Source organism: Roseovarius sp., assembly GCF_030373445.1.
Taxonomy (GTDB): domain Bacteria; phylum Pseudomonadota; class Alphaproteobacteria; order Rhodobacterales; family Rhodobacteraceae; genus Roseovarius.
Window position 1 is genome coordinate 36,406 of sequence record NZ_JAUCYU010000008.1, and the last position, 12,062, is coordinate 48,467.

Here is a 12,062-nt window from a genome sequence, read left to right on the forward strand (position 1 = left end):
CTCACTGCTCTCCCAGCTTGATATCCGGCGAATATTCGCCCTCGGCCTCTTTCACCACCGCCTGCCCGCACCGCATCACCCCATTGGCGGCGTCATAGGCATAGGTGGGCGAGCCATGCAGCGCCCAGCCCTTGTTCAGCGCCTCGGTCACCTTGTGGCAAAAAGCCGACGTGTCGTCGGCGCTCAGGAATCTGTAAAGTTTCATCTCTCTCACCCGAAGACAGGATAGCCCAGCCAGCCATGGATCATGGCAATCACCCCGAACACCACCACCGTGCCCACCACGGCCATGATCTCCTTGCGCGCGGGCACCGGCGCGGGCGGCACCCACTCCGGCTCCGACCGGTTGATCACGATCACCTCGATCACCGCCCAGGCCAGCAGCCCGCCGAACAGCACGAAGGACGGCACGTCACCATTCACCAGCAGGTGCGCCAGCGCCCAGGTCTTCACGCCCGCCAGCATCGGGTGCCGCATCTTCCGCGCCACCGCCGTCTTCATGCCCGACGCGGCGAACAGGTAAACGGCCACCAGCATCAGCAGGTTGTTGATCCCCGCCGTCATCGGCGTCCGCCCCCAGAAGAACGCGCCCTCTGCCATCCGGTAGCCGATCACCATCAGCACGATCGCGACAAGCAGGCTCACCGCCACCGCGCCCTTGCCGCCATCGCCCATCGAGGCCCGCGGCCCCGGCGCAAGCCGTTTGAACAGATGCGACAGGCTCCACAGCAGAACCCCGAGGATAAGCCAGATCATGCGCCCTACTCCGCTGCCAGTTCCGAAATCGCCCGGGCTTTCGCAAGGATGCGCTGCGCCGCCACCACGTGCAGGTTCTCGACGATCTGCCCGTCGACAACGGCCACGCCCTGCCCCGATTTCATGCTCTCTTCATAGGCCGCGATCTGCCGCTCGGCCAGGTCGATCTCCGATTGCGTCGGCGCGAAGGCCGTGTTCGTCACCTCGATCTGCGCCGGGTGGATCAGCGTCTTGCCGTCGAAACCAAGGTCGCGCCCCTGTTCGCACTCCGCCTTCAGCCCGTCGCCATCGCGGAACCGGTTATACACCCCGTCAATGGCAACGACGCCCCGCGCCGCCCGTGCCGCCATCACGATCATCTGCAGCGCCGTCATCAGCGGCAACCGGTCGGTCCGCGTCCGGCAGCCCAGGTCCTTGGTCAGGTCGTTCGTCCCCGTCACCAGCCCCGTCACCCGGTGATGCGCCGCGATCTCGCGCGCGTTGAACACGCTCACCGGCGTCTCCATCATCACCCAGATCGGCATGTCCGGCGCCAGCATGTCGGCCAGCGCATCCACGTCCGTCGGCGTGTTCACCTTGGGCAGCAGGAAGATATCGGCGCCCGCATCCTTCAGCACCCGCACATCCTCGTTGCCCCATTCCGTGGTCAGCGCGTTGATCCGCACGATCTTGGCCCGCTTGCCGAAATCGTTCTCCTTCAGCGCCTTTGCCAGCGTCTCCCGCGCCTCGGCCTTGGCATCCGGGGCCACCGCGTCCTCGAGGTCGAAGATGATGGCATCGGTCGGCAGGGTCATCGCCTTCTCCAACGCCCGCTCCTTCGAGCCGGGGATATAGAGCACGGAACGATAGGGATGCGTCGTCAGGTCCATCTGCTGGTCCTCGTCTGGCAGGTGACGGAAATTTTCTTGCGCAGTCCTGCCACTTTTCGCCCGAAAAGTTCAAGCGATTTCCCGCCGCGCCGCAGCAAGCCGGGCACGCACGGTCCATTAACCTTCTTTTCGCAAACGTGGCGACACGCTTTCGGCACACGCCCTCTCGGGGCCCGTTCCGGAAAGGATATGGAAGATGATGAAGTCGCTTGTCATGGGCGTCGCCCTCGCCACCGCCACGCCGGGCACCAGCGCGGCCGCCTCCAACTGCGCCCCGCGGGATGTCGTGGTCGACCGGCTGGCCGCCCGCTACGGCGAATCCCGCCAGTCGATCGGCCTCGGCGCCAACAATGCCATGGTCGAGGTGTTCGCCTCGCCCGAAACCGGCACCTGGACGATCATCGTCACCACCGCGCAGGGGCTCACCTGCATGATCGCCAGCGGCCAGGCGTTCGAGACATTGGCCGAAGCCCCGCCCGCCCCCGGCACCGACGCCTGATCGCAATCAGGTCAGCGCGTCCCAGATCAGCTTGCTGCCGGTCACCGTCAACAGCACGTAAGTGATCGAAAAGAACAGGCCCTCCGGCACCAGCCGGTGCGCCTTCACCCCGATATAGGCGCCCAGCAACGCGAAAGGCGCCATGCCGAGGTCGAAGGCAAGCGTCTCCCGCGTGAAGATCCCCAGGAACGCGTAAGGCACCACCTTCGCCAGGTTGAGCAGCCCGAACACCAGCACCGTCGTCGCCTGGAACGTCGTCTTTCCCACCTTCCTCGACAGGAGGTAGACCGCCACCGGCGGCCCGCCCGCGTGGCTGACGAAACTGGTGAACCCGGCCACCACGCCCGCCAGCGCCCCGCCCCAGGGCGGCAACTCCCGCTTGCCGATCTGCAACAGCCCCAGCCGCCCGCACAATTGCCACCCCACGAACACCAGCGCCACCACCCCGATCAGCAGCCGGAAGACATCCGGCTCCGCCACCGTGTAAAGCGCCGCACCCAGCGCCACCCCCGGCAGGCCGCCCAGCACCAGAAGCCGCGCATCGGGCCAGCTCCACTGCCGCCAGTAGGGCCTGAGCGTCGAGGCATCGATCAGCATCAGCAGCGGCAGCATGATCCCAAGCGCCAGCCCCGGCGGCATCACCAGCGCCAGAATCGTGGCGCCGGCAAAGGCCGCACCCGACCCGAACCCGCCCTTCGATATGCCCGCGAAACAGGCCGCAAACGCCCCGATCGCGTAAACTTCCCAGCCGAACCCGCCCATGCGCTCCGCCCCTAAATCACCAGATTTCCAAGGGAATATCCCACCGCGACGGAAAGCAACAGCCCCGCCACCGCCCCCCGCCGCATCGCAGCGCCCTTGCGTGGCTGTCGCTTTGGGACTAGGCCATTGCAAAATTCAAACCACCGGAGAGTTTTCCAATGGCCAGACCCAAGATCGCCCTCATCGGCGCCGGACAGATCGGCGGCACGCTCGCCCATCTCGCAGCCCTCAAGGAACTGGGCGATGTCGTCCTCTTCGACATCGCCGAAGGGACCCCCGAGGGCAAGGCGCTCGACATCGCCGAATCCGGCCCGTCCGAAGGCTTCGACGCGGCGCTCAAGGGCACGCAGGATTACGCCGACATCGCCGGCGCCGACGTCTGCATCGTCACCGCCGGTGTCCCGCGCAAGCCGGGGATGAGCCGCGACGATCTCCTCGGCATCAACCTCAAGGTCATGAAATCCGTCGGCGAAGGCATCAAGGCCAACGCCCCCGACGCCTTCGTCATCTGCATCACCAACCCGCTCGACGCGATGGTCTGGGCCCTGCAGAAATTCTCGGGCCTCCCGGCCGAGAAGGTCTGCGGCATGGCCGGCGTCCTCGACAGCGCCCGCTTCCGCCACTTCCTCAGCCTCGAATTCGGCGTCTCCATGAAAGACGTCACCGCCTTCGTCCTCGGCGGCCACGGCGACACCATGGTCCCTTGCGTCCGCTACTCTACCGTCGCCGGCGTTCCCCTGCCGGACCTCGTGGAAATGGGCTGGACGACGCAGGACAAGCTCGACTCGATCGTCCAGCGCACCCGTGACGGCGGCGCCGAGATCGTGGGCCTCCTGAAAACCGGCTCCGCCTTCTACGCGCCCGCCACCTCGGCCATCGAGATGGCCGAAGCCTACCTGAAAGACCAGAAGCGCGTCCTGCCCTGCGCCGCCTATTGCGACGGCGACCTTGGCGTCAAGCAGATGTACGTGGGCGTGCCCACCGTCATCGGCGCCGGCGGGATCGAGCGGATCATGAACATCAAGCTGAACTCGGAAGAGCAGAAGATGTTCGACACCTCCGTGAAGGCCGTGAAGGGCCTCGTCGATGCCTGCAAGGAAATCGACAGCTCGCTGGCCTGAGCTTTCGACTGACCTGACCAGAAGAAAACGCGCCCGGATCACCCCGGGCGCGTTTTTTCATGTCCGGAAGGTGGCTCGGATCAGTTCGACCCGCTTTCCTCTTCCTCGACCTCTTCTTCGGCGGGCTCTTCCTCGGCGGGCTGGCTCTCCTCGGCCGCCTCGCCATCGGCACTGTCGCCCTCCTCGGCGCTTTCACCCTGGGCGTCGCTCTCCGACCCCGCGTCGGCGCCCTCTTCGGCCCCTTCGCTGTCGGCACTGCCGATCTCTGTCACGCTGTCGCTTTCCGCGGTCTGCCCGTCACCTGAGGAGTCACTCCCAGCATCGCCCTCGGCGGCATCCTCTTCGCTGTCCGAAGTCGGCGCGCTGCCGTCCTCTGTCGCGGACTCGCCGTCGGAGCCCTCTTCGGCCTGAGCGCCCTGTGCATTGCCGCTTTCCGAACCGCTCTCCGACCCGGTCGCCGTGCCGCTTTCCTCACCCGAGGCCGCGCCGTCTTCCGGCTCGTCCTGCGCCGCGGCCCCGCTCTCGTCCGACGCGCTCTCGGGCTGGCCCGAACCGCTCTCGGCCGAAGCGGTCTCTTCGCTCGCCGGCCCGATCTCCATCATCCGGCTTTCCGACTGGCTGTTCAACTCGCTCATCCGCTTCTCGATCTCCAGAAGCCGGTTCGACCGCTCCTCGACCTGCTCGGTCAGCGTCGTCACCACCTCCTGCAACTCGGCCCGCTGCGCCTCGGCGGCGGCCACGTCCTCCTGCAGCCCGGTCTGCTGTGCGGTCAGCCGGTCAACCGCGTCGTCCAGCTTGATCCGCTCGTCCTGAAGCCCCGACACCTCGGCCTGCAGGCTCTGCATTTCCTTGCGCAAGGTCGCTTCCTGCTCGACCGTCGCCTGAAGATCCTCTTCCGCCGTGGCGGCCTCTTCCGACAGCTTGGCCACCTCTTCGGTCAGCCCCGCCTGCGTCTCCCGCAGCTCGGCCTCTTCGCTGCGTGCCGATTCCAGCCGCTCGCCGACCTCGGCCAGTTGGTCGCTCTGTTCGCTGATCTTCTGGCTGAGCTCGGTGCTGCGGGCCTCGTAATCCTCCAGCACTTTCTGCAGCGGCTCCGCCTCGCTCTTGAGCTCCGCAAGCTGCTCCTCCTGCGAGGAAATCTCGCCCGCCAGCGCTTCACTGCGCTCGGTCCTCTGCGCCACTTCCTCTTCCAGCGTGCCGACCTGCTCGCTCAGCGTCGTCTCCGACTCGCGCAGTTCGCCCACCCGTGGCTCAAGCTCGCTCAACTCCGTCCGCGCCTGCTGAAGCGACCCCACCACTTCCTCCTGCGCGTTGTACTCGTTCTGCAACTGCGATTTCGCGGTCAGGGAGTAGATCCCGATCCCCCAGCCCACCAGCGCGACACACGCCACGGCCAGTACCTTGCCGCTCAACCATCCATTGCCATTGTCTGCCATAAATCAAATCCTCTCCTGTGCTGATCGTGATGATCTGTCCCGCGTGGCGCACAAGACGCCCTCGTGGGTCAACCGCGTTGCGCCGTGTAATGTTCCCTGCCGTACCATAAAAACCTCGACCGTGACGAATCGACCTGAATCGGCCCCCTTGTGATCACACGATTTACCCCTGTGATCACAAAGGGCGAAAAACCGCCGCTATTCGGGGGGCCGGGGCAGAAACCCGTTTATCTTGTTGCCACACTTGTGTGAATAACTGTCCCTGAACGTAGCAAAACGGGACAGTTTCATGAATATCCATGAGTATCAGGCGAAGGCTCTGCTTCGCTCCTACGGCGCCCCCGTGTCGGATGGCCGCATCGTCCTGCGGGCCGAGGAAGCCAAGACAGCCGCCGGCGCGCTTGACGGGCCGCTCTGGGTCGTCAAGGCCCAGATCCACGCGGGCGGCCGCGGCAAGGGCACCTTCAAGGAGGCCGGCGCCGGCGAAGCGGGCGGCGTGCGCCTGGCCAAGTCGGTCGAGGAAGCAGTCGACGAAGCCAAGCGGATGCTCGGCCGGACACTCGTGACCAAGCAGACCGGTCCCGCCGGCAAACAGGTGAACCGCATCTACATCGAGGATGGCTCGGGCATCGAGAAGGAGATGTACCTCGCCCTCCTCGTCGACCGCGTCACCTCCCGTGTCAGCTTCGTCTGCTCCACCGAGGGCGGCATGGATATCGAGGAAGTCGCCGAGAAGACCCCCGACAAGATCCTCAGCTTCTCGGTCGATCCGGCCACCGGCTATCAGCCGTTCCACGGCCGCCGCATCGCCTTCATGCTCGAACTCGAGGGCAAGCAGATCAAGCAATGCGTCGCGCTGATGGGCACGCTCTACCAGATGTTCCTCGAGAAGGACATGGAGATGCTCGAGATCAACCCGCTGATCGTCACCGACGGCGGTGACCTCAAGTGCCTCGACGCCAAGATGGGCTTCGACTCGAACGCCATCTACCGCCATTCCGACATCGCCGAGCTGCGCGACACGACCGAGGAAGACCCCAAGGAACTCGAAGCCTCCAAGTACGACCTCAACTACATCGCCCTCGACGGCGAGATCGGCTGCATGGTCAACGGCGCGGGCCTCGCGATGGCCACCATGGACATCATCAAGCTCTATGGCTCCGAACCCGCCAACTTCCTCGACGTGGGCGGCGGCGCCACCAAGGACAAGGTGACCGAGGCGTTCAAGATCATCACCTCCGACCCGAACGTGAAGGGCATCCTCGTCAACATCTTCGGCGGCATCATGCGCTGCGACGTCATCGCCGAGGGCGTGGTCGCCGCGGTCAAGGACGTGGGCCTCAAGGTGCCGCTGGTCGTCCGCCTCGAAGGCACCAATGTCGAGAAGGGCAAGGAGATCATCGAATCCTCCGGCCTCAACGTCATCGCCGCCGACGACCTCAAGGACGGCGCCGAGAAGATCGTGAAGGCGGTGAAGGGGTAAGGGATGAGAGTTTTGAAGGGCTCCATCTTGCTTGCCGGCTTGGGCATCATGGCCGGATGCGTAGATTCTGCCTACTCCCCGACGGGGTATCCTGCCGATGCCGCCCGGTTCCGCGTGGAGGGCACCGACAGGGTCGTCTCGCGCAACGAGATGCCTGCGGATTTCAAGCGGATCTGCCTTCCCCACTACAACGACCCCAACGCGGCAGAGGCAGCCTTCGACACGTCGGGCCGCTACGTCCGGACGAGCGCGCTGAGGACTTCGTTTTCACGGCTCATCACCTACAAGGGAAAGAATGACCCCCGGTACACGGGCGTCGTATCCGTCTCGCGGACCGAACTGGCCGGATGCACGATCGCCGTGTCCGGAACCTACTGGCGGGTTTACCCCAACGGGACGATCACCGTCGGCAAAGGTGCGTCGCAGCCGTGATGATGTTTGCCCGGTCGACATATCGTTCAGGGCTCGAACCCGGGGCGGGCACGAAGGCCCGGAAGGGATTCCAGCCTCTTGTCCGGTCGCCGCATACCGGCCCGACAGTCAAAACAGGAACCAGAAATCCGCGCTCGGCGCGGCATGATCAAGGGAGAACGCCAAGATGGCAGTCCTCGTAGACGAAAACACCAAAGTGATCTGTCAGGGCCTCACCGGCTCGCAGGGCACCTTCCACACCGAACAGGCCATCGCCTACGGCACGAAAATGGTCGGCGGCGTCACCCCCGGCAAAGGGGGCCAGACCCATCTCGACCTGCCGGTCTACAACTCGGTTCACGAAGCGATCCACGAAACCGGCGCCAACGCCTCGGTGATCTACGTGCCCCCGCCCTTCGCCGCCGACTCGATCCTCGAGGCGATCGACGCCGAAATGCCCCTCATCGTCTGCATCACCGAGGGCATCCCGGTGCTCGACATGATGCGCGTCAAGCGGGCCTTGGAAACCTCGAAATCCACCCTCATCGGCCCCAACTGCCCCGGCATCATCACCCCCGACGCCTGCAAGATCGGCATCATGCCCGGCCACATCCACAAGCGCGGCTCCTGTGGCGTCGTCTCCCGCTCCGGCACGCTCACCTACGAAGCGGTCAAGCAGACCACCGATGTGGGCCTCGGCCAGTCCACCTGCGTCGGCATCGGCGGCGACCCGATCAAGGGCACCGAGCATATCGACGTGCTCGAATGGTTCCTCGCCGACGACGAGACCGAGTCGATTATCATGATCGGCGAGATCGGCGGCTCGGCCGAGGAAGACGCGGCCCAGTTCCTGAAAGACGAGGCCAAGAAGGGCCGCAAGAAACCGGTCGCGGGCTTCATCGCCGGCCGCACCGCGCCTCCGGGCCGCCGCATGGGCCACGCCGGCGCCATCGTGGCGGGCGGCAAGGGCGGCGCCGACGACAAGATCGAGGCCATGCGCTCGGCCGGCATCACCGTCTCCGAAAGCCCCGCGGGCCTCGGCGAAGCGGTGCTCGAAGCCATCGGAAAATAAGGAAATATCATCAGAAAGGGCCCGGCCCAACGGGCCCGCCAACAACACGGGAAGGTAAACACAATGGACTTTCAGACATCGGTCAAGACATGCCTGACACAGAAATACGCCACCTTTGCCGGCCGCGCCTCGCGCTCGGAATACTGGTGGTTCATGCTGGCCTACATCATCGGTGCGCTGATAGCTTCCCTTCTCGGCTGGATCATCTACACGCTCTACATCCTGGCGCTGATCGTCCCGGCCACGTCGGCGGGCTGGCGGCGCCTGCAGGATACCGGGCGGCCGGGATGGTACATTCTCATCCCCGTCGGGTTCAGCCTTCTCTCCATGCTGCTCTCCCCCGCCCCCATGGCCGACCCGATGGCCCCCGGCGGCATGGGCAGCATGGGGCTGCTCGCCATCCTCGGCGTCGTCCAGCTGATCCTCGCCATTCTCTACATCTACTGGCTCACCCGCCCGTCCGAGCCGGAAACCAACACCTACGGCCCCCCGCCGCAGGCCTGACCCGCAACTCACAAGGCGTTCCAATGGCCAAGAGCCAGACAGAGCACAAGCCGAACCGCCCGAAAGGCCGCCTCGCCGGCCTCCGGGCAGCATCGCCGCGACCCGCCCCCACCTTCACGGCAGTCCATGCCTTGGCCCGCCCGCCCGTCGCCCGGGCCGGGCGCAAGGCACATACGGGAGACCGACAATGACCGACCAATCCCCCAACGACCAGTTTCACGCCTCCTCCTTCATGCAGGGGCACAATGCCGAGTATCTCGAACAGCTCTACGCCCGCTACGCCAATGACCCGTCCGCGGTCGACGAGGCCTGGGCGAACTTCTTCTCGCAGCTCGGCGATGTAGAGACCGACGTCAAGAAAGAGGCCGCCGGCCCGTCCTGGGCCCGTGCCGACTGGCCGCCGCACCCCAATGACGACCTGACCGGCGCGCTCACCGGCGAATGGCCGCCCGAGATCGAGGCCAAGAAGGCCGGCGACAAGATCAAGGCCAAGGCCGACGAGAAAGGCGTCGAGGTCTCCGACGACGCGGTCAAGCGCGCCGTGCTCGACTCGGTCCGCGCCCTGATGCTGATCCGCGCCTACCGCATCCGCGGCCACCTCGCCGCCACGCTCGACCCGCTCGGCCTGCGCGACCACGGCTTCCGCCCCGAGCTCGACCCCCGCTCATACGGCTTCACCGAATCCGACATGGACCGGCCGATCTTCATCGACAACGTGCTCGGCCTCCAGGTCGCCTCGATCCGCGAGATCGTCGATATCGTGAAGCGCACCTATTGCGGCACCTTCGCCCTGCAATACATGCACATCTCCGACCCCGAGCAATCCGCCTGGCTCAAGGAACGGATCGAGGGCTACGACAAGGAAATCCGCTTCACCCGCGAAGGGCGCAAGGCGATCCTGAACAAGCTGGTCGAGGCCGAGGGCTTCGAGAAATACCTCCACGTCAAGTACATGGGCACCAAGCGCTTCGGCCTCGACGGCGGCGAAAGCCTGATCCCGGCGATGGAGCAGATCATCAAGCGCGGCGGCAATCTCGGCATCAAGGAGATCGTCATCGGCATGCCCCACCGCGGCCGCCTCTCGGTGCTCGCCAACGTGATGGGCAAGCCCTACCGTGCCATCTTCAACGAGTTCCAGGGCGGCTCCTTCAAACCCGAGGATGTCGACGGCTCCGGTGACGTGAAGTACCACCTCGGCGCCTCCTCCGACCGGGAATTCGACGGCAATTCCGTCCACCTCTCGCTCACCGCCAACCCCTCGCACCTCGAGGCCGTGAACCCGGTGGTGCTCGGCAAGGTCCGCGCCAAGCAGGACCAGTACCACGACACCGACCGCACCTCGATCCTGCCGATCCTGCTGCACGGCGACGCGGCCTTCGCGGGCCAGGGCGTCGTGGCCGAATGCTTCGGCCTCTCCGGGCTGCGCGGCCACAAGACCGGCGGCACCATGCATATCGTCGTGAACAACCAGATCGGCTTCACCACCGCGCCCCACTTCTCGCGCTCCTCCCCCTACCCGACCGACATCGCCCTGATGGTCGAGGCGCCCATCTTCCACGTCAACGGCGACGACCCCGAGGCGGTCGTGCACGCCGCCAAGGTCGCCACGGAATTCCGCCAGAAGTTCCACAAGGACGTGGTGATCGACATCTTCTGTTATCGCCGCTTCGGCCATAACGAGGGGGATGAACCGATGTTCACCAACCCCATCATGTACAACAAGATCAAGAAGCAGAAGACCACGCTGGCGCTCTACACCGACCGGCTCGTCGCCGACGGGCTGATCCCCGAGGGCGAGATCGAGGACATGAAGGCCGCCTTCCAGTCCTACCTCGCCGACGAGTTCGAGGCGGGCAAGGAATACCGCCCGAACAAGGCCGACTGGCTCGACGGCAAATGGTCCCACCTCGACCGCCAGGACGAGGATTACCAGCGCGGCGAAACCTCGATCAAACCCGAGACGCTGGAAGAGATCGGCAAGGCGCTCACCACCGCGCCCGACGGTTTCCCCCTTCACAAGACCGTCTCCCGCCTGCTCGACGCCAAGTCGAAGATGTTCGAAACCGGCGAAGGCTTCGACTGGGCCACCGCCGAGTCGATCGCCTTCGGCTCGCTCCTGACCGAAGGCTACCCGGTCCGCCTCGCGGGCCAGGACAGCACCCGCGGCACCTTCTCCCAGCGCCACTCCGGCTTCATCAACCAGGAGACCGAGGAGCGTTACTACCCGCTCAACAACATCCGCTCCGGCCAGGCCCAGTACGAGGTCATCGACTCGATGCTGTCGGAATACGCGGTGCTCGGCTTCGAATACGGCTTCTCGCTCGCCGAGCCCAACGCGCTCGTCCTCTGGGAAGCCCAGTTCGGCGATTTCGCCAACGGCGCCCAGATCATGTTCGACCAGTTCATCTCCTCGGGCGAATCCAAGTGGCTCCGCATGTCCGGCCTCGTCTGCCTCCTGCCCCACGGCTACGAGGGGCAGGGCCCGGAACACTCCTCCGCCCGGCTCGAACGCTTCCTCACCATGTGCGGCCAGGACAACTGGATCGTCGCCAACTGCACGACCCCGGCCAACTACTTCCACATCCTGCGTCGGCAGCTCCACCGCACCTTCCGCAAGCCGCTCATCCTGATGACGCCCAAGTCTCTCCTGCGGCACAAGCTGGCGATCTCCAAGGCCGAGGAATTCACCACCGGCTCGTCCTTCCACCGCGTGTTGTGGGACGACGCGCAATACGGCAACTCCGACACCAAGCTGGTCTCCGACGACAAGATCAAGCGCGTCGTGCTCTGCTCGGGCAAGGTCTATTTCGACCTGCTGGAAGAACGCGACAAGCGCGGCATCGACGACGTCTACCTGATGCGGATCGAACAGTTCTACCCGTTCCCCGCCATCTCGCTCGTGAAGGAGATGGAGCGCTTCAAGAAGGCCGAGGTCGTCTGGTGCCAGGAAGAGCCCAAGAACCAGGGCGCCTGGAGCTTCATCGAACCCAACATCGAATGGGTCCTCACCCGCATCAAGTCCAAGCACTCCCGCCCCGTCTACGCCGGCCGCCCGGCCGCCGCCTCGCCCGCCACGGGCCTCGCCTCGCAACACAAAGCCCAACAGGAAGCGCTGGTCGACGCCGCGCTCAGCATCGAAGGAAAGTGAT

General features: G+C 65.3%; 12 protein-coding genes. 7 read left to right on the plus strand and 5 right to left on the minus strand.

Going from position 1 to position 12,062, the window contains the following annotated elements; all coding sequences use genetic code 11:
• Position 1: 1 nt before the first annotated feature.
• Genes QUV18_RS14895 through QUV18_RS14905 form a run of 3 tightly spaced genes read right to left on the minus strand, consistent with a single transcriptional unit; the run spans position 2 to position 1,625 of the window.
• A complete protein-coding gene (locus QUV18_RS14895; RefSeq protein WP_300894798.1) occupies positions 2-205 on the minus strand; it encodes a DUF1737 domain-containing protein in 204 nt (67 codons plus the stop codon).
• Between the two features lie 5 nt (positions 206-210).
• Positions 211-756, minus strand: a complete 546-nt coding sequence (locus QUV18_RS14900) for an NnrU family protein (RefSeq protein WP_300894799.1) — start codon at positions 754-756, stop codon at positions 211-213.
• Between the two features lie 5 nt (positions 757-761).
• On the minus strand, positions 762-1,625 hold the full coding sequence (locus tag QUV18_RS14905; protein ID WP_300894800.1) for a CoA ester lyase: 864 nt from the start codon (positions 1,623-1,625) through the stop codon (positions 762-764).
• A 214-nt stretch (positions 1,626-1,839) separates the two neighbouring features.
• On the opposite strand from QUV18_RS14905, the gene QUV18_RS14910 reads away from it, so the two are divergent.
• Entirely contained in the window at positions 1,840-2,124 is a 285-nt protein-coding gene (locus tag QUV18_RS14910) for a hypothetical protein (protein WP_300894999.1), read from the plus strand.
• A 6-nt stretch (positions 2,125-2,130) separates the two neighbouring features.
• On the opposite strand, the gene QUV18_RS14915 is transcribed toward QUV18_RS14910, so the two are convergent.
• On the minus strand, positions 2,131-2,886 hold the full coding sequence (locus QUV18_RS14915; protein WP_300894801.1) for a sulfite exporter TauE/SafE family protein: 756 nt from the start codon (positions 2,884-2,886) through the stop codon (positions 2,131-2,133).
• A gap of 158 nt (positions 2,887-3,044) precedes the next feature.
• Between QUV18_RS14915 and mdh the strand changes: the two genes are divergently transcribed.
• Positions 3,045-4,007, plus strand: a complete 963-nt coding sequence (gene mdh / locus QUV18_RS14920) for a malate dehydrogenase (RefSeq protein ID WP_300894802.1) — start codon at positions 3,045-3,047, stop codon at positions 4,005-4,007.
• Positions 4,008-4,087: 80 nt separating this feature from the next.
• On the opposite strand, the gene QUV18_RS14925 is transcribed toward mdh, so the two are convergent.
• Complete coding sequence (locus QUV18_RS14925) at positions 4,088-5,443, minus strand: hypothetical protein (protein ID WP_300894803.1); 1,356 nt, start codon at positions 5,441-5,443, stop codon at positions 4,088-4,090.
• A 289-nt stretch (positions 5,444-5,732) separates the two neighbouring features.
• Between QUV18_RS14925 and sucC the strand changes: the two genes are divergently transcribed.
• From sucC to QUV18_RS14950, 5 genes are all read left to right on the plus strand, one after another.
• Entirely contained in the window at positions 5,733-6,926 is a 1,194-nt protein-coding gene (sucC, locus tag QUV18_RS14930; protein WP_300894804.1) for an ADP-forming succinate--CoA ligase subunit beta, read from the plus strand.
• 48 nt (positions 6,927-6,974) lie between these two features.
• The gene (locus QUV18_RS14935; RefSeq protein WP_300894805.1) at positions 6,975-7,358 is read left to right on the plus strand and encodes a hypothetical protein; all 384 of its coding nucleotides are present in this window, start codon (positions 6,975-6,977) and stop codon (positions 7,356-7,358) included.
• 166 nt (positions 7,359-7,524) lie between these two features.
• A complete protein-coding gene (sucD, locus tag QUV18_RS14940) occupies positions 7,525-8,409 on the plus strand; it encodes a succinate--CoA ligase subunit alpha (protein ID WP_300894806.1) in 885 nt (294 codons plus the stop codon).
• Positions 8,410-8,472: 63 nt separating this feature from the next.
• Positions 8,473-8,913 carry a DUF805 domain-containing protein gene (locus QUV18_RS14945; RefSeq protein ID WP_300894807.1) on the plus strand — a complete coding sequence of 147 codons (441 nt, stop codon included), beginning with the start codon at positions 8,473-8,475 and terminating at the stop codon, positions 8,911-8,913.
• 187 nt (positions 8,914-9,100) lie between these two features.
• Positions 9,101-12,061 carry a 2-oxoglutarate dehydrogenase E1 component gene (locus QUV18_RS14950; protein WP_300894808.1) on the plus strand — a complete coding sequence of 987 codons (2,961 nt, stop codon included), beginning with the start codon at positions 9,101-9,103 and terminating at the stop codon, positions 12,059-12,061.
• Position 12,062: the final 1 nt, after the last annotated feature.